Source organism: Pseudoduganella ginsengisoli, from assembly GCF_009720865.1.
In the GTDB taxonomy this organism is placed as follows: domain Bacteria; phylum Pseudomonadota; class Gammaproteobacteria; order Burkholderiales; family Burkholderiaceae_D; genus Rugamonas; species Rugamonas ginsengisoli.
In genome coordinates this window covers 140,087-165,300 of sequence record NZ_WNLA01000005.1, presented here as the reverse complement: position 1 = coordinate 165,300, position 25,214 = coordinate 140,087, and the positions used below count along the sequence as shown (strand labels likewise).

Annotated in this window: 14 protein-coding genes; 8 read left to right on the top strand and 6 right to left on the bottom strand. The window is 61.0% G+C overall.

The genetic code is table 11. The features are described from left to right. The first annotated feature begins 113 nt into the window (after window positions 1-113). The 4 genes from GM668_RS10805 to GM668_RS10790 are packed head-to-tail and all read left to right on the top strand — an operon-like array spanning window position 114 to window position 6,385. A complete protein-coding gene (locus GM668_RS10805; protein WP_155438958.1) occupies window positions 114-1,292 on the top strand; it encodes a glycosyltransferase family 4 protein in 1,179 nt (392 codons plus the stop codon). Then, window positions 1,289-2,446, top strand: a complete 1,158-nt coding sequence (locus tag GM668_RS10800; protein WP_170305593.1) for a glycosyltransferase family 4 protein — start codon at window positions 1,289-1,291, stop codon at window positions 2,444-2,446. The genes GM668_RS10805 and GM668_RS10800 overlap by 4 nt, the downstream gene beginning before the upstream one ends. After that, window positions 2,439-3,746 (top strand): putative O-glycosylation ligase, exosortase A system-associated, encoded by a 1,308-nt coding sequence (locus GM668_RS10795; protein WP_170305592.1) that lies wholly within the window; start codon window positions 2,439-2,441, stop codon window positions 3,744-3,746. Before GM668_RS10800 ends, GM668_RS10795 begins: the two co-directional genes overlap by 8 nt. Further along, on the top strand, window positions 3,650-6,385 hold the full coding sequence (locus GM668_RS10790; protein ID WP_155438956.1) for an oligosaccharide flippase family protein: 2,736 nt from the start codon (window positions 3,650-3,652) through the stop codon (window positions 6,383-6,385). The genes GM668_RS10795 and GM668_RS10790 overlap by 97 nt, the downstream gene beginning before the upstream one ends. On the opposite strand, the gene GM668_RS10785 is transcribed toward GM668_RS10790, so the two are convergent. The 4 genes from GM668_RS10785 to GM668_RS10770 are packed head-to-tail and all read right to left on the bottom strand — an operon-like array spanning window position 6,382 to window position 12,667. Continuing rightward, window positions 6,382-7,815, bottom strand: a complete 1,434-nt coding sequence (locus GM668_RS10785) for a right-handed parallel beta-helix repeat-containing protein (RefSeq protein ID WP_155438955.1) — start codon at window positions 7,813-7,815, stop codon at window positions 6,382-6,384. The genes GM668_RS10790 and GM668_RS10785 overlap by 4 nt on opposite strands. Next, the gene (gene prsR / locus GM668_RS10780; RefSeq protein WP_170305591.1) at window positions 7,808-9,160 is read right to left on the bottom strand and encodes a PEP-CTERM-box response regulator transcription factor; all 1,353 of its coding nucleotides are present in this window, start codon (window positions 9,158-9,160) and stop codon (window positions 7,808-7,810) included. Before prsR ends, GM668_RS10785 begins: the two co-directional genes overlap by 8 nt. Window positions 9,161-9,180: 20 nt before the next feature. After that, window positions 9,181-11,244, bottom strand: a complete 2,064-nt coding sequence (prsK, locus tag GM668_RS10775; RefSeq protein ID WP_155438954.1) for an XrtA/PEP-CTERM system histidine kinase PrsK — start codon at window positions 11,242-11,244, stop codon at window positions 9,181-9,183. A gap of 16 nt (window positions 11,245-11,260) precedes the next feature. Next, window positions 11,261-12,667, bottom strand: coding sequence for a TIGR03013 family XrtA/PEP-CTERM system glycosyltransferase (locus GM668_RS10770; RefSeq protein ID WP_155438953.1), 1,407 nt, complete (start codon window positions 12,665-12,667; stop codon window positions 11,261-11,263). Window positions 12,668-13,219: 552 nt separating this feature from the next. On the opposite strand from GM668_RS10770, the gene GM668_RS10765 reads away from it, so the two are divergent. Continuing rightward, window positions 13,220-15,523, top strand: a complete 2,304-nt coding sequence (locus GM668_RS10765; protein ID WP_229499164.1) for an RIFT barrel domain-containing protein — start codon at window positions 13,220-13,222, stop codon at window positions 15,521-15,523. Between the two features lie 118 nt (window positions 15,524-15,641). Then, window positions 15,642-17,873 carry a glycosyltransferase gene (locus tag GM668_RS10760; RefSeq protein ID WP_155438952.1) on the top strand — a complete coding sequence of 744 codons (2,232 nt, stop codon included), beginning with the start codon at window positions 15,642-15,644 and terminating at the stop codon, window positions 17,871-17,873. A gap of 11 nt (window positions 17,874-17,884) precedes the next feature. Here the strand turns inward: GM668_RS10760 and GM668_RS10755 are convergent, their stop codons facing one another. Next, entirely contained in the window at window positions 17,885-18,868 is a 984-nt protein-coding gene (locus tag GM668_RS10755) for a glycosyltransferase family 2 protein (RefSeq protein WP_155438951.1), read from the bottom strand. A gap of 250 nt (window positions 18,869-19,118) precedes the next feature. On the opposite strand from GM668_RS10755, the gene GM668_RS10750 reads away from it, so the two are divergent. Both GM668_RS10750 and GM668_RS10745 read left to right on the top strand, forming a co-directional pair. After that, the gene (locus GM668_RS10750) at window positions 19,119-20,234 is read left to right on the top strand and encodes a glycosyltransferase (protein ID WP_229499162.1); all 1,116 of its coding nucleotides are present in this window, start codon (window positions 19,119-19,121) and stop codon (window positions 20,232-20,234) included. 228 nt (window positions 20,235-20,462) lie between these two features. Continuing rightward, window positions 20,463-21,902, top strand: coding sequence for an oligosaccharide flippase family protein (locus tag GM668_RS10745; protein WP_155438949.1), 1,440 nt, complete (start codon window positions 20,463-20,465; stop codon window positions 21,900-21,902). A gap of 4 nt (window positions 21,903-21,906) precedes the next feature. On the opposite strand, the gene GM668_RS10740 is transcribed toward GM668_RS10745, so the two are convergent. Next, window positions 21,907-25,104: a transporter substrate-binding domain-containing protein gene (locus tag GM668_RS10740; RefSeq protein WP_155438948.1), complete on the bottom strand. Its 3,198-nt coding sequence runs from the start codon at window positions 25,102-25,104 to the stop codon at window positions 21,907-21,909. Between the last annotated feature and the right edge of the window lie 110 nt (window positions 25,105-25,214).

Sequence of the window (25,214 nt, the reverse complement as noted above, 5' to 3'; positions counted from 1 at the left end):
TCTTGCGTAATTATACTTTCAATTTTATCATCAGTGTAATATCCGAAATTGTGTAGATGCAATTCGCACGCGCATTTCTGCACACGCCCCATCCCACCTCTTCCGTTCCGGCCATGAAGCTTTTGACGTTCAGCACACTCTATCCCAATTCGGAACAACCCAGTCACGGAATTTTCGTAGAGACAAGACTGAAATACTTGCTGGCCAGCGGCCAGGCCGAGTCGCGCGTCGTGGCGCCGGTACCATGGTTTCCTTCATCGTCGCCCCGTTTTGGCGAATATGCGGTATACAACAAAGTACCCCGCAGCGAAGTGCGCCACGGCATCAGCATCACGCATCCGCGCTATATTGTGCTGCCCAAGATCGGCATGTACGTGACCCCGCTGATGCTGGCGCAATCGGCAAAAAAGGAAATCGGCCGCATTATCGATGAAGGCTACGATTTCGACGCCATCGACGCCCACTATTTTTACCCGGACGGCGTCGCCGCTGTCATGCTGGGCAAGTACTTTAACAAACCCGTCGTGATTACCGCACGCGGCACCGACATCAACTTGATTCCCCAGTACAGCCTGCCACGCCGCATGATTTTGTGGGCGGCGCGCAATGCCAAGGGCATCATTACCGTGTGCCAGGCGTTGAAAGATGAAATGGTGCAACTTGGGGTCACGCCGTCGTCTATCACGCCGCTGCGCAATGGCGTCGATTTGCAGCGCTTCCACGTGATGGACAAGGCTGCCGCCCGCGCCACCTTGGGACTCGACCGGTTCACGCTGCTGTCCGTCGGCTTGTTAAATGAACGCAAGCGGCACGACTTGATCATCAGTGCACTGCCATCGTTGCCAGACGTGCAATTGCTGATTGCCGGTTCCGGTCCGGACCGGGCGAAACTGGAAGCGCTGACGCACCAGCTGGGTGTGGCGGACCGCGTGACTTTCCTTGGCGCAGTGCCGCAAACGGAACTCAAGCTGTACTACAATGCTGCGGACTTGATGGTGCTGGCGTCGAGCCGCGAAGGGTGGGCCAATGTGTTGCTGGAATCGATGGCGTGCGGCACACCAGTCGTGGCCAGCAATGTGTGGGGCACGCCGGAAGTCGTGGCGGCGCCCGAAGCCGGCATGCTGATGCCGCAACATACGCCGCAAGGGCTGGTGGAAGCCGTGCGCCTGTTGCGCGAACGCTACCCGGCGCGGGAAGCCACGCGCGCCTATGCGGAACGCTTCAACTGGGACGATACCACCCAGGGCCAGATCGATCTCTTCAAAAAAATTCTCGTGGAACTAGCTTCGTGAAAATCCTTTATCACCACCGTACCCGCTCGAAAGACGGGCAGTATGTGCACATTGAAGAAATGATTGACGCCCTGCGCGAGCAAGGCCATGAAGTGATCATCGTGGCGCCGAAAGCCGCCGAAGAAACGCCGTTTGGCTCCGATGCGGGCGCCGTCGCGTGGCTGAAACGCCACTTGCCGAAGTGGTTCTATGAATTGATGGAATTTGGCTATACGCTGGTGGCGTACCGCGCGCTGATGCGTGCCATTGCCACCCATAAGCCGGACGTGCTGTACGAGCGCTACAACTTGTTCTTGCCCGCAGGCATTTGGGCGGCACGCCGCCACCGCTTGCCGATGTTACTGGAAATCAATGCTCCCATCATGGAAGAGCGTTCCCGCTATGACGGCTTGTCGCTGAAATCGCTGGCGCGGTGGTCGCAGGGCTACGCGTGGCGCAATGCCGACAAAGTCTTGCCTGTCACCAAGGTGCTGGGCGACATCGTGGCGTCGTATGGCGTGCAGCAAGACCGCATTGTCGTGATCCCGAACGGCATCAACTGGTCGCGTTTCGCCGATGCGCCCGACACGCAGGCAGCCAAGCGCGCACTGGGGCTGGAAGGCCAGCTGGTGTTGGGCTTCACGGGTTTCGTGCGCGACTGGCACGGCCTCGATAAAGTCATTGCCATGATGGCAGGCGACCCGCCGGACGCGCGCCGCCATTTGCTGGTAGTGGGCGACGGCCCGGCCCGCGAAGCGCTGGAACAGCAGGCGCGCGAACTGGGGATTGCCGACCGCGTCACGTTCACCGGCATTGTCGGCCGCGACGACGTGGCGCGCCACGTGGCGGCGTTCGACATTGCGCTGCAGCCGGCCGTGGTCGCGTATGCATCGCCGCTGAAACTGTTTGAATACCTGGCGCTGGGCAAAGCCATCGTGGGACCGGCCCAGCCGAATATCGAAGAAATCCTGCGCCCGGACTACAACGCCGTGCTGTTCGATCCAAAAGATCCCTATGGCCTGGCGCAAGCCGTGCAGCGCCTGTGCGACGACAGCGCCTTGCGCAGCCTCGTGGCGGACAACGCCCGCCGCACCATCGATGAACAAAACCTGACGTGGCATGCCAACGCGCATCGCGCCGTCTCGCTATTCGAAGGTTTGTTGCGCCGTGCGTGACATCATCATCTTCATCATCGTTTTCGGTTCCCTGCCGTTTATTTTCAAACGGCCGGCAATCGGCGTGATGATGTTTGCGTGGATCAGCCTGATGAATCCACACCGGCTGACTTACGGGGCAGCCTATGATTTTCCGTTTGCCCTGCTACTGAGCGGCTGCACGCTGATCAGCATGCTGATGTCCAAGGACCCGAAAAGCCTGCCGTCCAACCGGGTACTGGTAGCGCTAATCATCTTTTTCTCATGGACAACAATTACCAGCTTCTTCGCGCTGGAGCCGGACTTGGCGTGGAAAGAGTGGTCGCGGGTATTCAAGACTTTCTTCATGGTGCTGGTCACCCTGGCCGTGATCCGCACGGAACTCGATATCAAGCAGTTGACCATGGTGATCACGGCGTCTCTGGCGTTTTATGGCTTGAAGGGTGGCTTGTTTACCATCGGCAGTGGCGGCCATTACCGTGTGCAAGGGCCGGAAGGCACATACATCACAGATAACAATTGCATGGCGCTGGCTATGGTGCAAATCACGCCCCTGATCTGGTACCACGCGATGCAGGAAAAGCGCAAATGGTTCAAGCTGGGTTTCCAGGCCCTGACGGCGCTGACACTGGTGTCCGCCATGGGCAGCTATTCGCGTGGCGCGCTCTTGGCGACCGGCGCCATGCTGGGCTTCCTGTGGCTGAAAAGCCGCAACAAGGTGGCAACCGGCATGGTGCTGCTGGCGCTGGCGCCGGCCGTGCTGATGCTGATGCCTGATCAATGGATGGGGCGCATGCAATCCATCGACAATTATCAGGAAGACGGGTCCGCCATGGGACGGATCAATGCGTGGACCTTTGCTTACAACGTAGCCAAGTCGCACTTGCTGGGGGGCGGCTATATTGTCTTTACATTCAAGCAATTCCAGCTGTATGCGCCCAATCCGCAGGATTTCCACGTCGCCCACAGTATTTATTTCCAAGTGCTGGGTGAACACGGATTCATCGGCTTGGGGCTGTTCCTGCTGTTCATGGTCCTGGCATGGCGTAGCGGTTCGCGCATCTTGGCGGCCACCAAGGACAAGGCGGAATTGAAGTGGGCCAGGGATTTGGCCGCCATGTGCCAGGTCAGCCTGATCGGCTATGCCGTCGGCGGCGCGTTCCTGTCGATGGCCTACTATGACTTGTACTATTACATCGTGGCCATCATGCTGTTGCTGGAAAAATGGCTGGCCCTGCAACCGAAGGAAGCGCCGCCACCGCCTGTCCGGCAAGTACGGACCCGGCCACGGCCCCCGCTGAAGCCCGCGCCCAGCCGATGAGCAGTCCGCCCAGCAACCGCAAGCTCGTCAGCATTGCGTTTGCCATCCAGTACGTGGAAATGGTGATTCAGTTTGTCGCCGTCATGATACTGGCGCGGCTGCTGTCACCCAGCGAGATCGGCACGTATTCCGTGGCCGCGTTCCTGACGGCCATGCTGCATGTGCTGCGTGATTTCGGCATCGCGCAATATGTGATCCAGACGCCCGACCTGACGCCCGCCAAGCTGCGCTCGGCCATGGGCATGGCGTGGCTGCTGGCGGGGCTGGTCGGCGCCATCCTGCTGGCCTTCAGCGGCGTTGCCGCGCAATTCTATGCCAAGCCCGAACTGCAGGCGCTACTGACCGTGATGGCGGCCAGTTTCGCGCTGTCGCCGCTGGGCTCCATTACCGTCAATGTATTGCGGCGCGAATCGCGGCTGGACGCCGTGTTCTGGGTCCGGGTCGGCAGCACGTTGAGCCACACGGCCGTCAGTATCGGGCTGGCGGCGGCGGGCCTGGGCGCCATCAGCCTGGCGTGGGCCAACCTGGCGTCCGTCTGCGCCTTTGGCTTGATTGCCAACATGGCGCGGCCTGCGGGCATGCCGTGGCTGCCATCGTTCCGCAATTTACGGCCCGTGCTGGCGTTTGGCAGCGTGTCCAGCCTGGGCAGCGCCGCGCAAATGGCGGGCACCGCCTTGCCGGAACTGATCATGGGTAAAACCATGAACATGGCGGCGGTCGGCTATTTCAGCCGCGCCACGGGCCTCGTGCAATTGTTTTCCCGCTTAGTCGGCGAAGCGCTGTCGCCGCTGGTGCTGCCGTATTTTTCACAGACGCGTAACCAGGGCCAGGCGCTGGCGCCGTCTTACCTGCACTCCGTGCGCCTCGTCACGGCGCTGGCCTGGCCGTTTTACCTGGTGCTGGCCATCGTGGCCGAACCCATGGTCAGCCTGCTGTACGGCGGCCAATGGGCGCCATCAGTGCCGGTCGTGCGCCTGCTGTGTGTGGCCAGCGCCGCGTCGGCCGTGTCCCTGTTTGCCACGCAAGCGATGGTGGCCAACCGCTGCCTGCGCGCCAGCACCATGTACAGCATCATCACGCAGGGCATGAAAATCGCCGCCGTACTGGCCACGTCCACGCACGACATTGCCACCGTGGGCATGGCGCTGGCTGCCGCCGAATGTATTGCGCTGGCGGTCAGCTGCTGGTTCTTGCGCCACACGCTGGACATCACGCCCGGCCAGCTGCTGCAAACGTGCCGCGACAGCGCGTTCGTCGCCAGTGCGGCTGCCCTGCCGCCATGGCTGGTGCATGTGGCGCTGGCCCGGCTGTCGCCCGCGCTGGCGCTGCCCTTGTGCATTGCCGCCGCCGCCGTCGGCTGGCTGGGCAGCCTGGTGTGGACGCGCCACCCGCTGGGCGAACAAATCGTGCACATCCTTGCCACGCCGGCCGTGGCGCGCCGCCTGCCGTCTGGCTGGCTGGCCCGCCTGGCGGACTGGATGCGGCAGCGCGTGCCGCCCGTCCCCCTGTTGTCCCTACCCGCCATCTTGCCGGGCTGCGGGCCCGCGCCGCGCTCCGTCGAAGATGCCGGCCACCATATCCCTGTCAGCAGCGGCCGCATTGCCATGGCGCTGGCCTTGCAGGCAATGGCCGTGCAGCCGGGCGAAAAAGTGCTGCTGCCGGCATGGCACAGCCAGGCCATGGTGCCGCCCGTGCTGTGGCGCGATGCGATCCCCGTGTTTTACCGCATGCATGCGGATGGCGCCATCAACCTCGACGACGTGGCCGCCAAACTCGATGGCGTGCGCGTACTCGTGGTCAGCCATTACTATGGTTTTGCGCAAGACATGGCGGCCATCCGCGCGTTTTGCGATGCGCATGGTTTGCTGTTGCTGGAAGATTGCGCACACCGGTTCTTCAGCGTGGGCAATGCTCACCCGCCAGGCTGGCATGGCGATTATGCGATTGCCAGCGGCATGAAATTTTTCCCTGTGTATGAAGGCGGCACCTTGCTGTCGTCGCGCCACCGGCTGGATGGCATCGCACTGCACAGCGGCGGCAAGGGCTTTGAAGCGAAAGCCGTGCTGGGCGTGCTGGACAAAAGCTTCAGCCACCGCCGCCTGCCGCTGGCGGCAGCCATGCTGGCGCCGCTGCTGGCCGTGAAACAGATGCTGTGGCGGCGCTACAAGCAGCAACGGCCTGCCACGCAAGCGCTGAGCCCCGCGTCATCCGACAGCAGTTTTGATTTCGATCCCCGCTGGCTGCACGTGCGCTCGGCCATCTTTTCACGGCTGGTGCTGCACCTGGTGTCGCGCAAGCGCATCGCGGCCGGCCGGCGCCGCCATTACCTGGCGCTGCAGCAGGCGGTGGCAGGCTTGCCCGGCTGCCGGCCGTGGCAGCCGGCATTGCCGCCGGACGTGGTGCCGTGGGCATTCCCGTTGTGGATAGCTGACGCCGATACGGTCTGTGAAAAATTGTTGGCCGATGGCGTGCCGCTGATCCGTTTCGGCCAGCCTGCATGGCCCGGTTCGCAAGGGGTGTGCGCCAATACGGACGCCATAGCGGCGCACGTGGTGGGCCTGCCGTGCCACCAGGGGCTGCGCGCGGCGGAACTGGCGCGCGTCATCGATTGCGTGCAGCGGGCGCTGAAGCCTGCCTAGTTGGCCTTCGCTGCGCTACCGCTGCGGCAGGCGGCAAAGTCTTCAAAGGCACCGTAGCGCGGCGTGGCCGGACGTTCCGTCCCGCACAAATCCGGCGCTTGCACCGCTGCTGCGCGCCGGGGCGCGGGCACGCGCCACGCCAGGTCCAGATTGCGCACATTGTTGAACCAGTCCCGCTGCGGATGGCTGGCCGCATACAGGCGCATCACGCTGGTGGTCAAATTATCGTCCAGCCGCACTTGCGCGCCTTGCTGCACCAGCACCGGGCCATCAATCAAATTGCCCGCCACGTTGGCACTCGTGGAGGAAAACCGCGCCAGCACGCCGCCCGTATCGAGCAGCGTGTTGTGCAGCACGCTGCTGCGCGCGGCGCTGTTCAAATAAATGCCCGCGTCGGAACAGCTGGCCACCAGGTTGGCGCGAATCACGCCTTCGCTTTGTTCCATGATGCAGCGCTGGTCGCGGCAATACGCTTTGGTGGTGCCGCCGCCGCCCAGCGACAAGCCAATACGCTGGCCGCCCGCGCCATGCAGCCGCTGTTCGCACAGCACGGCGTTTTGTTCCAGCACATTGTGTTCACCGCCGCCTTTGACGAATGCGCCATAGCTGACGCGATCGCCCTCTAGCTTGATGAAATCACTGATGACGTTGCGGCGGATGCTCCAGTGGCTGGCCGCCACCAGGTCGACCGGCGTCACGGGATTGGCCGTATCGCGCGGCGCCGTGTTGCTCAGTGTATTGGCAACGATGGCGCCATGGTCCGGGAATTGGCCATCAAGGCCATTGATTTTAAAGTGGGCGTTGAAATCCAGGATGGTATTGTTGTGCGCCGTGAAGTGGTGCGCTGCGCCGACCACGTGGAAAGCGTGTTCGCAATCCGTATGGCGGGCGCACACGCCCTGGATCGTGAGATTTTCAAACCGCCAGTACGGTGCGGCGACTTTGAAACCTTCTTGCAGCGCCATGCCGATGAACACCGTTCCGGGCCTGGCGGCACGCACGGTCACCGGCGCCGCCTCGGTGCCGGGACGGGTCAGGGCCAATGGCTGTACTTCCAGCCGGTAGTGGCCGGGCGACAGTGTGATGACGGTCCCCGGCTGTGCGGCTGCCAGGGCCTTGCGCAGCGCGGCGGCATTGGCCACTTCCAAGATGGTACCGGCAGGCCCGCTCACGGCAGCAGGTTGCGCCCCCAGGCTGCTGTCAAAAACCTGCGGCAACGCTTGCGTTCCCCGGTCTGCTGTCAACAGCCAGTGTTGCGCTTTCGCGCCCAGCGCTTCAATCGTGGGATTGTGTCCCTGGCTGCGGTGAGCAATATACGGCGCCAGCGCGCGCGGCGTAATGCCGGCGCGCTCCAATCCATACAGCGCAGTGCCGGCGGCGGAACAGCCCAGCAAACCTGCAACAATCAGCCAGCGCCCCAGCTTAGCCATTGTTCCCCAAACCATGACGGCTCAACAAGTCGTACATGGTGGGACGGCTGACACCCAGTAATTCCGACGCTTTGACGATGTTGCCGTCGGTACGCGCCAGCACTTTGACGATGGCCTTGTATTCCGCTTCATCGCGTACCTGGCGCAAATTCAGCGGTTCGCCTTCGACCGCATCGGTCGCCAAGCCCATGTCATCGGGCACGATCTGGCTGCCGTCGGCCATGATCACGGCCCGCTTGATGCAGTTTTCCATTTCCCGCACATTGCCGGGCCATGGGTGCGCTTCGATCACTTGCAGCGCTTCTTTGCTGAAGTGCAGGTTGGCGCGCGATTCCTGCGCGCAGAACTTGTTCTTGAAGTGGTGCGCCAGCAGCACGGCGTCGCCGACGCGGTTGCGCAGCGGCGGAATCGTCACGACGATTTCCGACAGGCGGTAATACAAGTCTTCCCGGAAGCGGCCGGCCGCCGCCAGTTCTTTCAAATTGCGGTGGGTTGCGCACACGACGCGCACGTCGACAGGAATTTCTTCATGCCCGCCCACGCGCTCGATGACGCGCTCTTGCAGGAAGCGCAGCAGCTTCGCTTGCAGCGCCATCGGCAAGTCGCCCACTTCATCGAGGAAGAACGTGCCGCCGCTGGCCAGTTCGACCTTGCCTTTGGTTTGCTTGGCCGCGCCGGTAAACGCGCCCTTTTCATAGCCAAACAGTTCGGATTCCAGCAAGTTTTCCGGAATGGCCGCGCAATTGATGGCCATGAAGCGCTCTTTAGAACGCGGGCTCAGCTGGTGCAGCGCGCGCGCCAGCACTTCCTTGCCGGTGCCGGATTCCCCCAGCAACATGACGGAAGCAGACGTCGGCGCAACTTTTTCAATGCTGCGGCAAATTTTTTGCATACCCACATCGCGGCTGATCACGCCATCGAGCGGCGAATCGCCCTGCGTTTGCAGCATGCGGCGGTTTTCACTTTGCAGCGCATGCAGGTAAAACGCGCGCTGCACGACCAGGCCCAGCAAATCCGGATCGGCTGGTTTCTGGTGGAAGTCATACGCGCCCATGCCGATCGCCTGTACGGCGTGCGCATGGTCCTGGTTGCCCGTCAACACAATGACTTTGGTATCCGGCGCCATGGCCAGCACTTGCTGCAGCACGGCCAGCCCTTGCGTGGCGCCATCCGGATCAGGCGGCAAGCCCAGGTCGGTGATCACCACTTCCGGTTCATGGCGGCGCACTTGCGCCAGCGCCGTTTCACAGTCGCCCGCCACCACGACCTCGTAGGCGTCGAAACTCCATTTCAACTGCTTTTGCAGTCCGGGATCGTCTTCAATGATCAATAATTTTTTGCTCACGGTATTCCTTCGTCCTGGCCCTATGCGGCCTGTGCATCCTGTACGTACATTGGCAACGTTACACGGAATGTTGTGCCGCGCTGTGGCGTACTGCTGACATCGAGCCGTCCGCCCAGTTCGTGTATGTATTCCCGGCTTTCAAATGCACCAATCCCCATACCCGCCGGCTTGGTTGATTCAAACGGCTTGAACAGCCGGTCGCGAATGAATTCTTCCGTCATGCCCTGGCCCGTGTCGCTGATTTCCACCAGCACGGCATTGCCGGACTGGCCCAGCGTAATGTTCACCGAGCCATCTTTCGGCGTTGCTTCGATCGCGTTTTGAATCAGGTGGCCCAGCACGCGCTCCAGCCGCTCCCAGTCCGCCACCACCCGCAAACCCGGCTGCTGGACCTGCAATACCGGACGCGGTTCAAACGCTGCTTTCAAGGATACGGCTTGTTGCAATAACTGGTCAATCGGCAACGAAACAGGCCGTTCCGGCGCATCGTTGCGGCTGAGTTTTTGCAGCATCAGCTTCATTTTCTGCACCGAGTGCGTCACGGTATCGAGCATATCTTGCTGGAATTCCGGGTTGTTGCGGTGCTTGTGCGCGTTCGGGATCAGCAGCGACAGCTGGGCCACGAGGTTTTTCAAATCATGCACGACAAATGTCGACATGCGGTTAAACGATTCAAACTGGCGCGCCAGCATCAGCGCCGTCGCGGCTTCCTGCTGCGCCAGGTAACTGGCGGCCTGGCTGCCCGCTACTTTCAGCAAATCAATGACTTCCCAATTCAACTGGACGGCGCTGCGCGGCTGCAGCAACAGCATGAAACCGAACAGCCGCCCTTGCAGCATCAGCGGCACTACCAGCCATGCGCGTTCCATGGTTTGCAGCCATTCTGGCAGCGTAATGCCGTCATACAGTTCGCCATCGCGGCGGTATTCATCGACGTCCACCACCCACTGGCGGGTCGCGAGGAATTGGCAAAAAGATGATTCACCCGGTTCATTGGCCGTGATCACGGGGCAATGGTATTGCGCCAGCGGTTCATAGGCGCCACTGTCGCGGCGCAGCCAGACGGCGCCGCCAGGGCTTTCCACCAGCCCCGCCACCGCCTGGATCGTGCGTTCGCCCAGCCCCGGCCCCTCCTGCGACAGCATGCGCGTAAAGCGCAGCCATTCTTCACGATAATCGTAGTTGTATGTGTAAAAGTGCTTGCTGATGAAAACTTTCAGCCACGCGCGCGACGTGCCGGAAAACAGCAGCGCAGCCAGCAGCACAATGGCGCCAAACACAAACGCCACCTGCATGACGGAACCCCAGTTGCCGCCGAAATAACGCAGGTAATAGCCGGCCGTACTCATGGCCAGCAAATAAGCGGCGGAACCACCCAGCGCAACGGAATGGAACAGGATGCGGCGCGACACGGACAACGCGCTCGACCACGAATCCGAACGCGATACGCCGATGGCAATCAGCGGCATGGTCAGCGCCTGCACAAAGCCGCGCGCCGCCCAGATGTCGGGGTTGATGCGGCGGAACAGCATGGCGTCGGCATACAGGTAAAAATCGTAGACAAACATGCCGCCGATACCCATGCACGCATATTTGATGGCCCAGCGTTCTTGCGGCGTCTTGTTGCGGTACGCCTGTTCCACCAGGATCATGATCATGACGGCGATCATTGCGTGCAAGACCACCAGCGCCAGCCCGGAGTCTTCCAGCAGCGATGGCGCCCACGTCTCCACCGCCGCCACGGCCGCGAACAGGCCCAGCGTAATCGCTGCCAGTTGCAGCAAGCGGTTGCTGCGCAGCGCGCGCCAATCCGCACCGGGGCGCAATATGCCCATCATGCTGAGCAGGAATGCCGCCCAGCCTGCGGCACGGATGAATTCCAGTACGTGCTCGACCGGCGCGCCAGGCGTTTGCCACCACGCGTGCCATGCGAAATTGCCGGCCCAGGCCGCCGTTCCCAGCGCTCCCACCACCAGCAGCGCCGCATGCGCGCGGTGCCGCCAGCGCGTCAATTGCAGCACCGTCAACAGCGCAAAGGCCAGCGCGGCGATGCCATAACTGACCGCAGTGATGGTAATCAGCATACCGGCGCCTGTCTCATCAGCGGCCGCTGCCAAACATGACCACTTTCATGGTATCGATCAGCACGAGGATGTCGAGGAACAGGCTGTTGTTCTTTACATAGTAGAGGTCGTACTGCAGCTTTTGCACGGAATCTTCCACCGTCGAACCATAGCCGTAGCGCACTTGCGCCCAGCCCGTGATGCCAGGCTTGATGCTGTGGCGGACGTTGTAGTACGGGATTTCCGCAATCAATTGCTCGACAAAATAAGGCCGTTCCGGACGCGGGCCGACAAAACTCATTTCGCCTTTGAACACATTCCACAGTTGCGGCAATTCATCGATACGCACTTTGCGGATGAAGTCGCCCACGCGCGTCACGCGGGGATCGTTGACGGCAGCCCACTGCGGCTTGCCGCCTTTTTCAGCATTGGTGCCCATGCTGCGGAACTTGTGCACACGGAACGTGCGGCCGGCGCGGCCCGTGCGCTCCTGGTTATAAAACACGGGACCGCCGTCTTCCAGGCGGATCAGGGCGGCCGTGACCAGCATAATCGGCGCGGTCAGCGCGAGGATGATGGTGCTGACAACAATATCAAAAGCGCGCTTCATGAACGTGCGCACAAAGCTCTGGTCGAAGCCGCCGCCAAACACGAGCCAACTCGGCTGCAGGGATTCCACGCGGATCTGGTAGGTTTCCCGTTCAAAGAACGTGGCGGCATCCGTCACAGTAATGCCGAACAACTTACATTCCAACAACTCGCGGATGGGGAACGTGCCGCCACGGCGGTTTTGCACGGCCACGACAATTTCACTGGCGTCATATTTGCGCGCCAGCGCCACCAGCGACATGCCGGGTTCCATTTGCAAGACGGAGGTGGGCGCCACGCGGCATTCTTCGCCAGGCATGGCCACATAGCCTGCCACATCATATTTGTGATAGCTGGTCGCCGTCGTCGCCATGTCGCCGCATTCTTTTGCCAGCGGACCAACGCCGAGGAACATGATGCGCGTTTCCAGGAAGCGGAATTCCGACGTGGTGAAGAAAATCGCGCGCGCGGCCAAAATGCCCAGCGCGGAAATGCCAAACACCAGCAACAGGATGCCGCGGCCAAAATACAGGTCCGGCGCAATATAGAACACCAGCGTCAGGATACCGAACGCCATCGCAAACGATGGCATCAGGCGCAGGAAGAACAGCGGGTTGCGCAAACCTTCCGCAAAATTCAGCTGGTACATGCCCAGTGCGCTCATGGAAAAGACAATGGCGCCGGCAAAGACGCAGGCAGACAGCAGGAAGTGCTCCAGCTTGGGCGCGATGAAATCTTCGCCATCAAAGAAGCGGATGGCAGAGCCCACATAGAACGAGCCGATCAGGATGAGCACTTCAACGAACAGCAAGCTGAACGCGACTTTGGATACGTAATGGTTAGATATTTTTAACATGTCATTTTTCCTCGGCACTGCCGGGAATCAGTCCATTAGGGACAAGCCAAGCCGGCACTATCCCATTGCCAGCCCTATTCAATCATATGCATGAGCACATAGCCCGCCGGGTAGCCCACCAGCTTAAGTGTCGGCGACGGCTACGCCCAGCGCAAGCTGCTGCGTTGGCTTGGCGCTACTGCTGTGTTCGGGGAATTCGCCGCTATCGTCAATGAGTTTGTCAGCAAATGCAAGCTTTACAATGACTTAAGTAAAGGATAGTTACAATAAGTTTATTTATTTGGCACCAATACCTATGTCATTATAGCAATAAAGTTGCGATTTGATATGCGCACGGCTGATTTTAGCGGACAGATATCACGTGTTGTGACCGAGCAAATTGATCTTGACAAGGAAGTTGAACAACAGGAAAATCAGGCGTTGTTTTTAGGATTTATTTTGCGTGGAAAAGTAAAATTTCCGCGCAGAAAAGTCGTTTCCGCGCTAATCTGCCCTGACTGTATCCACACGGCATTATTTTCAGGTGCCGCCACTTTTCAGGATAGATCAGCTATGCGCAACATCCCTTTCCGTTCCATGCCTCCCTTACTCGCTACGCTGCTGTGCGCCTCGCTCGCTGCTTGTGGCGGAGGCAATAGCGATACGCCTGCTTTGCCGCCAGCCAGCCTGGTGACGATGGGCGGTCCAGCCATTACCAATCCGTCGAAGGCCACGATTCCAGCCGCCACGGCGGAAACGCCTGCCACGGACACCGCACCCGCTTCGCCGACAGTACAGGGCGGCACTGTGCCAGCCACGCTGGCCGCCGGTTCCACGACCGGTTTGCTGACGGGCGGCGCCGCGCCGGCCCCTGCCGCTGCCGTATCGTTTGCCAATATTACGTCTGTACAAGTCACCAGCACGGGTACCGCACCGCAAATCAATGCGCCCGTCACGTTTGGCCAAGTCTTCAAGGCGGGCGACGTCAAGAGCACGGAATACCTGGGCGCCAAGACGGCGGCCGGCACCACGGTGCCGATCCAGGTGGACGTCAAGGCGCGCCACGCGGATGGCTCGCTGCGCCACGCCATCATCACGGTGGTACTGCCAACCAGCCTGCCTGCACAAACGCAAGCCATTTACCTGGTCAAAGGCACGGCGCCCGGCGCCACGGCTGCCGCGACGCCCCAGCAATTGCTCAATGCCGGCTTTACGTCATCGTTCAGCGCGACGATCGGCGGCAAGGTGTATACCGCATCGGCCGATGCGTTGTTGAAGAGCGGCAAATTTACTACGTGGATGTCGGGCCCGCTCGCCACTGAATGGCAAGTGTCGGCGCCACTGCAAACGGCGTCCGGCGAAGTCCATCCGCACCTGTCGGCCCGCTTTGCCATCCGCGCCTATGGCACCAGCAAAGCCCGTGTGGACGTCACGGTGGAAAATGCATGGGCGTTCGAAGCCAAGCCACAAAACTTCACGTATGACGCGCAAGTGCTGATTGGCGGCCGCGCCAGCTACACCAAGGCAGGCATGACCCATTACCACCATGCGCGCTGGCGCCAGGTGGCGTGGTGGGGCACGGCGCCCGCACTGCAGGTGAGCCACAATCCTGCTTACCTGATCGCATCCAAGGCGGTGCCGAATTATGACCAGACCGTGAAAGTGCAAACCACGGCGCTGACGGATTTGAAAACCACGCTCAATAAAACGTTGACGCAGGCCATGCCGACGGGTCTCGTCTCTACTTATATGCCAATGACGGGCGGCCGGATCGACATCGGCATCTTGCCGGGCTGGGCTGCCATGACGGTGCTGAGCACCAGTTCCGTGGCCCGCGATTTGACCTTGAGCACGGGCGACCTGGCCGGCAGCTGGTCGATCCACTACCGCGACCGCCGCACGGACCGTCCGGTCACGCTGGCCGATTATCCCTACATGACGATAGTCGGCCGCTCGACCGATACGTACAACCCGGCCACCAAGCAGTACGAAGCCTTCCCGGCCTGTGCCGGCGCTGGCCTGTGCGACATCCCGACCACGGCCGACACGGCGCACCAGCCCAGCCTGGCATACCTGCCTTACGTGCTGACCGGTGATTACTACTACCTGGAAGAACTGCAATTCTGGGCCAACTTCGATAGTTTCTCGGAGAATCCCAACTACCGCAGCTTTGGCAAAGGGTTGGTGCAAAATGACCAGGTGCGTGGCCAGGCGTGGTCCATGCGTACGTTAGGCCAGGCGGCTTACATTACGCCGGACAGCGACCCGCAAAAAGCCGTGCTGACGAACCTGGTCAATAACAACCTGAACTGGTATGAAACCACGTACGTCAACAATAGCCAGGCTAACAAGCTGGGTGTGCTGATCAATGGTTATGCCTTCAGCTATAACAATGGTACGGCGATTGCACCTTGGCAAGATGACTTCTTCACGTCGGTCGCCGGCCACTTGAGTGAACTGGGCTTCACCAAAGCGCAAGCCTTGCTGGCATGGAAGGCGCAATTTGCCGTGAGCCGCATGGTGGGCGCCGGCGCCTGCTGGATCGATGGCGCGATTTATAACGTGACGCTGAAGAACAGCAGCACCGATACCGCCATTTATTCGACTATTGCCGACGTGTACAAGGCCAGCCATACGCCGGAGATTGCCGCGTTGACTTGCAACAGCACGCAAATGGCAGCAGCCTTCGGTGTGCAGGTCGGTGAAATGACGGGTGTATCCAGCTTCAACATGGGCTATCCTTCCAATATGCAGCCGGCACTGGCGTTCGCGGCGCCACTGACGACTGACGGCGCGAAGGCATGGAAATTGTTCATGAGCCGTACGGTAAAGCCGGATTACAGCACCGCACCGCAGTTCGCCATTGTTCCCCGCTAATACCGCAGCGCACAACTGCCGTATGGACTTGCAAAACATATATTGAATAGGTACCATCGACAGCCTTGATCAATATGGCGGCACGCTCCTCGGGCGTGCCGCTTTGCGTGCGCCTATCATGCTTTCACCCTTCGCCCGGCGGCTGTTTTCGCTCGCCTCTCCGGCATTCAGCGATGGCAGGCTGACTATCCTGCTGTTCCACAAAATTCCGGCACTGGCGGACCCGCTGACGCCAGACGAACTGAACCTCACGCATTTTTGTGAAATGCTGGACTTCCTGTCCGAGCATATGCACGTCATGCCGTTGAGCGAAGCCGTGACGCAATTGCCGCGTGGCAAACTACCAAAGCGCTCGGTTGCCCTGACATTCGATGACGGCTATGTCGACTGGCTGGACCATGTCGCCCCCGCCCTGCGCGAACGGCAAATGACGGGAACGTTTTTCGTTACGACGGAACAATTGGCAGGACCTTCGCTGTGGCATGAACGCATTGTTGCCGCCGTGCGCGCATTGCCTGACCAGGGCGTCACGCTGCCGTATGGTTTTGGCGGCTTCAATGATTTGCGTACTGAAAACCGGCGCCAGGCGCTGGTCACGGAATTGCAAGCGCGGCTGAAATACGCCAGCGTAGTGGACCGCATGGCAGCGCTGGCCCAGCTGGAGGCGCAAGCCACGGTCCCGTTGCAATTGCCGCCGCACTTTGATGCGGATGCGGTGCGTGCACTGCACAGCCAGGGCTTCGAGATCGGCGCCCACACGGTAGGCCATCCCATCCTCAGCGAATGCACGGCCGAACAGGCCATGGCAGAAATTGGCGGATGCAAGGAACAGCTGGAAGCCATCATTCGCGCCAAAGTCAATTTGTTTGCCTACCCCAATGGCCGGCCACAAAAAGATTACCGCGAAGAACACGTCAAGATGGTCAAAGCTTGCGGCTACCAGGCTGCCGTGGCGACCAGCCCCGGCGCCGCGACAGCCGATGCCGACTTGTTCCAGCTGCCCCGCTTCACGCCGTGGCGCACGTCGCCGGAACGCCTCGCATACCAGTTGGTGCGCAATGCACGGGTGCGCGGCGTGACCGTGCCCGTCTCCGGCAGCGCCAAGGCGGAAAACAGCAATGACGTGCGCTGCCTGCTGATTGCCAGCACATTCCCGCCGATTCATGGCGGCTCTGCCGTCGTGTATGAAAACCTGTGCCGCCAAATGCCCGAAGGCAGCATCCGCGTGCTGACCGCCCATACAAATTACCTGACCAATAAGGAAATTCCTGGCTGGCGCGAACACGATGCCAAGGCGACTTACCCGATTGACCGCGTACCCCTGTTACGGCCGCTGATGCAGCCGCCGCCCCGCAACCTTGCCGTGTCGGTGTACCGCCTGCTGGTGAAGGACTTGCCGCTGTATGCGAGCAACCTGATCACGGCAGCGTGGCTGGCCAAGCGCCACCGCATCAATGTCGTGTGCGTGGGCGAGCTTGTCACGGGAAGCTGGCTGGGTATCGCGCTGAAAAAACTGTTTGGCTGCAAACTAGTGATTTACGTGCATGGCGAAGAAATTACGCAGGCCACCGGTGGCCGTTTGCACGGCAATAGCCGCAAGAAATACCTGGATGCGGCTGACAAAGTCGTGGCCGTCAGCAGCTTCACGTGCGACGCGCTCACGCACAAGATGCAGTTGCAGCCGGAATCCATTGCCTTGATCCAGAACGGCGTCGACACGGGACGTTTCACGCCCGGTCCCGTTCCTGCCGACCTCGTTGAAAAACACCGCTTGCACGGCAAGAAAGTCGTCCTCACGGTTGGCCGCCTGGTACCGCGTAAAGGTGTGGATATGGCGCTGCAAGCCATGATGCGCATTGTGCGCCAGCGCCAGGATATTCATTACCTGGTGGTGGGCGATGGCGAATTGCGCGAGCAATTAAAGCACACCATTGCCACCGAAAAGCTTGGCGACTCAGTCACCCTCGTGGGCCAGATTTCCGATGCCGACCTGGTGCGCTACCTGCGCCTGTGCGACTTGTTCATCATGCCTAACCGCACCATGCCCGACGGCGATACGGAGGGCTTCGGCCTGGTGTTCCGTGAAGCCAATGCCTGCGGCAAACCCGTCATTGGCGGGCGTGCCGGCGGCGTCGTGGAAGCCGTGCTGGACCGCGAAACAGGTTACCTGGTCGATGGGACGGATGCGGAAGACATTGCGCGCGCCGTGGTCACCATTCTGGATGACCCGGCCCTGCGCAACCGGCTGAGCGAAAATGGCTTACGCGTAGCGCTGCAAAACAATACTGCGATGGTGGCCCGCCAGTTCTTGCGGACTTGCGAACGCTTGCTCAACCACAACGTCGTCTGACGGCGCGCCGCTTAAGCCGGGGAGCCCAGTTGCGTCAGCCGCCATACAGGCTGGCGCAACAGGGCAGGCAGCTTGCAAATGGCTTTTTTCAGCACAAAACGCAAGCTGTGCAATGGCGCCAGTTGCATCAGCACGGCCCGCGCCAAGTCAAAGTCGCCACGGGCAAAGGCAATGTCGAACAGTTCGAGTTGACGACGACTAATGCTGCGCATAATCAAGTCCCGATGGGCTGCTGCGCCGGCATGGTTGGCCAGTGAATACTGGAGGATATGCACGGTCCCCCGCACTTGCCGCAAATTGTCGCGCGACGTATTGCCGCGATGCTTGCGGATTTTCACCAGCGGCTGCTTGCACACGGCAACTTTGCCGGCCAGCATGACGCGCATGGAAAATTCCCAATCTTCGCTGCCGATACCCTTGAAGTTGGTGTTGTAGCCTTTCAAGGCGTGGAAGAACGCGCGGCGGACGATGAAGCCCGACGAGAAAAATGCCTGGAACCGGATGGAGCGGGCATAGATATCTGGAACCGGATACAAAAAATCACCGTGTTCTTGCACCCCGTCAAAGTAATTCGCTGGCGCTTGTGCGAATTTATCTTCTGGATGGGCGCTTTCCGCATCAAAGGTGCGGAAATTGCAGTACAGTGCATCCGTATCCGGGTGCTTGTTCAGCCACGCTTGCATGGTTTCAACGAAAGCGGGTTCCAGCAAGTCATCGGAGTCGCACAGCGTAATGTAGTCGCCCGTGGCAGCAGCGACGCCGCTGTTGCGTGTGGCTTGTACACCACGGTTTGCGAATTCCAGGTAGCGGACACGGTCGCCATACGCCGCAACAACGGCGGCAGTATCGTCAGTCGAACCATCGTTGACCACGATAATTTCGTGGAACGGTGCGGTTTGCGCCAAGGCAGCATCCAGCGTCGCGCCGATCAGCGAGGCGCGATTATAAGCTGGGATAATGAGACTGATTCGAATGGGAGCTGGTGTACGTATCATGGACGTATTCCTAAAAATCAGGCCGACTACCTGTTTTTCGTAAGGGAAGTATATACGGTCTTGTGCAAATTATCATAAAACCGTTAACATCAGTGCTTGCCGTCCACAGAACGGTTGAACTGGAGTCCTGGGTATGGCCAAATCCGTATTGCTGATTGCTTTCCACTTTCCACCGCAAAGTGGCAGTAGTGGAGTACAGCGTACGTTAGCATTTTGCCGATATTTACCTACGCACAATTGGCAGCCGCTGATGCTGTCCGCACAACCCCAGGCTTACCCGGTTTCGGCGACGGATTTGTTGCAAGACATTCCCGCCGACACCGTCGTCCAGCGCGCGTTCGCGCTGGACAGTGCCCGCCACCTTTCCCTCAAGGGCCATTACCTGCGGCTGTGGGCATTGCCCGACCGCTGGATTTCATGGTGGTTCGGCGCGGTGCCAGCCGGCCGGCGCCTGTTGCACCGCTACCGCCCCCAGGTGATCTGGTCCACCTACCCGATCGCCACGGCGCACCTGATCGGCCTGACCTTGCACCGCCTCAGCGGCGTGCCCTGGGTGGCGGATTTACGCGATCCCATGATCAGTACCGGATTTCCCACAGACAAGTTGTCACTGTGGGTCTACCGCTGGATCGAACGGCAAGTGGTGCGCCACAGCAGCCGCGTCGTGTGCACGACACCAGGCGCCGTACGTGACTACCAGCGCCGCTATCCGGAAGCGCCGCCGGAAAAATTCGTCGTCATTGAAAATGGCTACGACGAACACAGCTTCCCGTCCGGGCCGGAACCCGTGCCGCCCGCCGGGCCCTTCTTACTGCTGCACAGCGGCGTCGTCTACCCGGCCGAACGCGATCCGGCCTGCCTGTTCCAGGCGCTGGCGGACCTGCGCAGCGAAGGGTTGCTGTCCAGCAAGCAGTTTTGCCTGCTGCTGCGCGCCACCGCGCACGACCGGCGCATCAGCGAACAAGTGCAGCAATATGGTTTAGCGGACATGGTGCGGATCGAGCCGCCCATCCACTACCGCGCCGCGCTGGCGGAAATGATGCAGGCGCACGGTTTGCTGATCTTGCAAGGCAGCAGCTGCAATGCGCAAATCCCCGCCAAGCTGTATGAATATATCCGCAGCGGCCGCCCCATCCTTGCACTGACCGACCTGGCCGGCGATACGGCCACGGCGCTGAGCGGCTGCAGCAGCGCCGTGGTGGCGCCGCTGGATGACGTAGCCGCCATCCGCGCCACGTTGCTGGCTTTTCTGGACAAGGTCCGTACAGGCCAGTTGCCCCCGCCGCCGATGGCAGAGCGGCAAGCGGCATCGCGCCAGTCCCGCGCCACCCAGCTGGCCGAATTGCTGGATCAAGTTGCTCAGTAGCAGCATCGTTATCCTGCTGGTATCACTTCCGGCATTGCATGTTGAAATACGCTGCGGTAACATGAGATTGAAACTGCCTGCTATCATTTCAACAAGTCCAGGATCGCGTCTGATCTTGTTTTGCCGTCGATGCGGCATCCCACCGGTTGAACTCCCGCAGCAGTAGTGATCGCATCCCTACGACTTACCCCAATCCGGCAGTTCGCCGCCAGCAAGGAAGCGGCATAAGTGCGCAACAACATCATCATCGCGTTACTGCAAAAGCATTTCCAGTTACTGATCAATATTGGCAGCGTACTGGTGCTGTCGCGGCTTATTTCTCCGGAAGAAACCGGGGTGTTTTCCATTGGCGTCGCCATTGCCGCCCTGACCCACGCGCTGCGTGATTTCGGCGTCGGTAATTTCCTCATCAAGGAAATGGAAATCACGCTGGAAAAGATCAACACGGCATTCACTATTTCCCTTGCCATCGCCATTGTCCTCAGCATCGTGCTGTTTGCCATAGCGGGACCCGTGGCAGACTTTTACGCGAAGCCGGAAGTCGCCACCATCATCGGCATTTCCACAGTCGGCCTGCTGATTTCCCCGTTTTCCACCATCAGCCTGTCGCTGATGGTGCGCAACCAGCAATTTGCCAGAATGTTTCCCGTCAGCATTTCCGGCGCGATTTGCAATGCGTCGACCGCCATCACGCTGGGCTGGCTGGGCTTTGGCGCCAAGGCACTGGCGATGGGCCAGCTGGCCAGCGCCATCATTATCGTGGTGGTGGCCAACCTGCGCGGCTACCAGCCCGGCATGTACCGCATCTCGTTCCAGCACTGGCGGCGGATTTCGCAATTCGGCGCCCACACGACAGCGTTCGGCATTGCGGAACAAATTGGCCAGCGCGCCAATGACTTGATCGTCGGTAAGCTGCTGGGCTTCAGCGCAGTCGGCCTGCTGAGCCGGTCGGGCACGCTGATCACCATGATGCAGGAATCCGTGATGCAGGCCGCCATGCCGGTGGTCCTGTCGACCATGGCGGAGCAAAACCGCAAGGATGGCGACGTCACGCCGCAATTGCGCAAGTCGCTCGAATATTTCACGCTGATCGTGTGGCCCTTCTTTATCGTGCTGGGCATTTTTTCACTGGACGTGGTGCGCGTGCTGTTTGGCGAAAAATGGCTGGCGGCAGCCCCTTACACGTCCATCCTGTGCGCCGGCGCCTGCTTTGCCGTCATGTCGTCGCCGCTCAGCACCATTTGCAACGCCACGGGCCGGGTCGACCTGTTGTCCCGCTATGGCGCCATCGTGCAGGGGACGCGCATCACGCTGATTTTCGGCGCCGCATTGCAGGGCAGCCTGTATACGGTGGCGCTGGCGCTGGTCGTGGCCGACGCCATTCAAAGCATGATTGCTTACCGGATTGCCCATGCCATCACAGGCATCAGCCTGCGCCAGATTGCAACGGCTTGCTGGCGCAGCCTGGCGGTGGCCGCCATCGTTGCCGGCGTATCGCTGCTGTTGTCCTGGCTGCTGCCCGCGTCGCCCGCGCTGCGCGTACCGCTGATTGCCGCCACGGCCACCGTGACCTGGCTGGCCAGTGTCTACATGGTCGGCCATCCGGTTGTCGGCGACCTCGCCGTCATCACCAAGGCGGCCGCCGCACGGCTGCAATACCGCCGCTAATCTGTCACAGGCTTGCCGCCTGGGGCACCCCATCGAGCAGCGCGCACAATTCCCGATAACGTGACGCGGCAGCCATGCCGCGCACACCATGCGCCAGTTGCGGCGCGTAGCCGTCAAAGCCGGCGATCAGGGCCGTCAGCGCCTGCTGGTCCAGGCTGACCACGGCCAGGCGCAGCGCGGCGCGCACGCCGGCCGGCAGCACCAGGAAATCTGCCGGCGACAAGGCGGCTGGCTCCGGCGCCGCTGCCGCACTGTCGTCCGGCGCCTCCCAGCTCCGCACAAACGACAAGCCCAGGTGCCGCTCCAGGCATTCAAAGATTTCATCGCGGCGGTATGGCTTGCGGATAAAGTCATCCATGCCCGACTCCATCACTTCATCGCGTTCGTCCTGGAATGCGGACGCCGTCACCGCAACGATTTTCACGTCCATACCGCCCGGCAGCGCACGGATGCGGCGCGTCGCATCAATGCCGCTCATGACGGGCATGCGGTTATCCATCCAGATGAAATGCGGATGCCAGCTTTCAAACTGTTCCACCGCCGCCTGGCCATTGACGGCGACGCGCACATCGAGCCCCACATCTTCCAGCAAACGCTGCAACAGCAGCCAGTTTTGCATCTGGTCTTCCGCAATCAGGATGCGGTACGCGGGCTGGCCAGGCGCCACCCGTTCCACGCGGCCCTGGCGGCCCGCACGCGCCAGCGGCATTTCCAGCGCGGCGCGCTGCATCGGCAATTCAATGCGGAAGCACGACCCCTTGCCTGGCGTACTGGCCAGCGCCAGCGTACCGCCCATCAAGTCCATCAGCTTGCGCGTGATCGACAAGCCCAGGCCCGTGCCTTCCTGCGCGCGGTCCACTTGCACAAAGGGTTCAAATACGCGCGCCTGGTCCGCTGCGCTAATGCCGACACCGCTGTCCTCCACTTCAATCACCAGCGTCACGCCACCGCCATCCCGCTCTGCCGTGGCGGCGCGCAATGTCACGCCGCCCTGCTCCGTGAATTTGATGGCATTGCCCACCAGGTTCAGCACGCACTGGCGCAACTTGGTTTCATCGCCATGCAGCACGGCGGCCAGTGGATCGCCCAGTTCCAGCACCAGCTGCAAGCCCTTGTCATGGGCCCGTACGGCCATCAGGTCCGCAATGTCGCGGCACATCAGCGCCACGTCGAACGGCGCCCGCTCCACGATGGCGCGCTCCGCTTCAATCTTCGACATGTCCAGCACATCGTTAATCAGCGACAGCAGGTTTTCACCGCTGCGGTTGATCAAGTCCAGCGTCTTGCGCTGCGGCCCCGTTACGTTGTCTTCATGGCGCAGCAATTCGGAAAAGCCCAGGATGGCGTTCAGCGGCGTGCGCAATTCATGGCTCATGTTCGACAGGAATACGCTCTTGGCCCGATTGGCCGCCACCGCTTCTTCCTTGGCGGACGCCAGCTCCCTGGTCCGGGCATCGACCAGTTCCTGCAAATGCAGCCGGTAATGCTGCAATTCCTCTTCGCGCGAGCGGCGCGTCGCCACTTCCCGCTCCAGGTCGGACGTGCGGCGCTTGACCATCACGCGCAACTGCACGATGAAGGCAGCAGCCACGATGACAGCGGCCAGCAGCGCACCCAGCGGACGGTAGTCGATTTCCCTCGCATAGCTGATGTTGGCCCATTTCTGGCGAAAACTGTCGCGCTCTGCGCGGGGAATGGCGGCCAGCGCCTGGTCCATCATGGCCACCAGCTCCGGCCAGTCAGAGCGCACACCGATGCGTAACTGGTACGTGTAATCCGTTTCCCCCGCCACACGCACGTCATTGGCGCCCGTTTCCATCAACTGGTGCGACGCCGTCAGCAGCGCGCCCGCATAGGCATTGGCTTCCCCCTTGCGCAGCAAGGCCACCGCTTCCTTCAAGCTTGCGACCGGCGCCCGGCCCACACCGGGCCATTCGCGCTGCAGCCATTCATCGAGCGACGTGTGGCGGATCACGGCGACTTTTTTACCAGCCATATTGGCCAGGCTGGGCGGCGACGCGCCAACGGCTGCAAACAGGACGACGGGCGTGCTGATATACGTATCAGAAAAGCGCAGGTAGTTTTGCCGGCCGCCCGCTTGCGCTGCCGATGCAACGACGTCCACTTCGCGCTGGCGGGCCGCATCGAGCAGCGGCGCCAGGCCCTCATACGGCACCAGCTCAAAGCGCACACCCAGCATTTGCTCAATGCGCCGCATGAATTCAATCGAGATGCCGCGCGGCGCGCCATCATCGCCTTTCCATTCAATCGGCGTGCGGTGCGCGTCATAACCGATGCGGATTGCCGGGTGGCCGGCCAGCCAGCTGCGCTGTTCATCACTGAGCGGCAAGTCGCGCTGCACGGGGATGCCTTCGGCCGCCGTCAGCCAGCGCGAGCGGATCATTGCATGCTCGTCGGGCCGGATCGCCGCCAGCCCTTTGTCGAATATCGTTTGCAGCAGCGGTTCATCGTTGCGCAGCGCAAAGCGCACGGTAGCCGCTTCCGAGTAATAGTAAAGCAGGCCGATTTTCAACGGCGTGCGGCCTTGCGCCAACTGCCGCTGCACGACCGGCAAATCGTCAAAAAAACCATCGGCTTCATTGCGCTGGAGCCGCGCGATGCCCTCGGCGGGACTGTCCACTTCGACCAGCACGCAGTCAGGGCAGCGCGACCGCAGTACGGGAATGCGCGCGGTATTTTTCACGACAGCGATGCGGCGCTTGCCGAAGTCCGACAGCATGCGCACTTCCGGCGTTTGCTGCGGCACGGCCATGGCAATGGGGAATTCCAGGTACGGCGCCGTAAAGTTCAGGCGGGCTTTGCGTTCGGGCCGTTCACGCGCGCCCATCACGCCATCGACTTCGTGGGCCATGGCTTTTTTCAGCGCTTCATCCCAGGTCGATCCCGCATAGCGCACCGTCAGCCCCGTTTTACGGGCAATCAGGTTGGCGTAATCAATCGACGCGCCGCCAAACGATGCGGTATCGGCATCGGCGCGGCGAAAATTCAGCGGGGGGTTATTCTGGTCGACCGCCAGCGTAACCAAGGGATGGGCTTTGACCCATGCCTGTTCCGCCTCGGTGAGTAGGGCGCGGTCTTCGCCCTGGGCGGCCGACGGCCCGGCACAGGCAAACACCGCCAGCACCACCAGGGACCATAGCCTGCGGCCAAAGTGCATCCAGCATACTGAAACTGCTCGCATAAACCGCCTACAAAGGTTCGCCAGGCCGGCGCGGGATCGACAGAAACCATCCTACGTCAATCCCGCACTGAAGGCAGTAAAAAACCAGTTAAAAGGCGGCTGCCACCTGG

Bases quoted from the DNA above. Each gene is read 5' to 3' on its own strand.
- GM668_RS10805 (WP_155438958.1), top strand. From the start codon at position 114: ATGAAGCTTTTGACGTTCAGCACACTCTATCCCAATTCGGAACAACCC.
- GM668_RS10790 (WP_155438956.1), top strand. From the start codon at position 3,650: ATGGCTGGCCCTGCAACCGAAGGAAGCGCCGCCACCGCCTGTCCGGCA.
- GM668_RS10785 (WP_155438955.1), bottom strand. From the start codon at position 7,815: ATGGCTAAGCTGGGGCGCTGGCTGATTGTTGCAGGTTTGCTGGGCTGT.
- prsK (WP_155438954.1), bottom strand. From the start codon at position 11,244: ATGCTGATTACCATCACTGCGGTCAGTTATGGCATCGCCGCGCTGGCC.
- GM668_RS10770 (WP_155438953.1), bottom strand. From the start codon at position 12,667: ATGTTAAAAATATCTAACCATTACGTATCCAAAGTCGCGTTCAGCTTG.
- GM668_RS10765 (WP_229499164.1), top strand. From the start codon at position 13,220: ATGCGCAACATCCCTTTCCGTTCCATGCCTCCCTTACTCGCTACGCTG.
- GM668_RS10760 (WP_155438952.1), top strand. From the start codon at position 15,642: ATGCTTTCACCCTTCGCCCGGCGGCTGTTTTCGCTCGCCTCTCCGGCA.
- GM668_RS10755 (WP_155438951.1), bottom strand. From the start codon at position 18,868: ATGATACGTACACCAGCTCCCATTCGAATCAGTCTCATTATCCCAGCT.
- GM668_RS10750 (WP_229499162.1), top strand. From the start codon at position 19,119: ATGCTGTCCGCACAACCCCAGGCTTACCCGGTTTCGGCGACGGATTTG.
- GM668_RS10740 (WP_155438948.1), bottom strand. From the start codon at position 25,104: ATGCGAGCAGTTTCAGTATGCTGGATGCACTTTGGCCGCAGGCTATGG.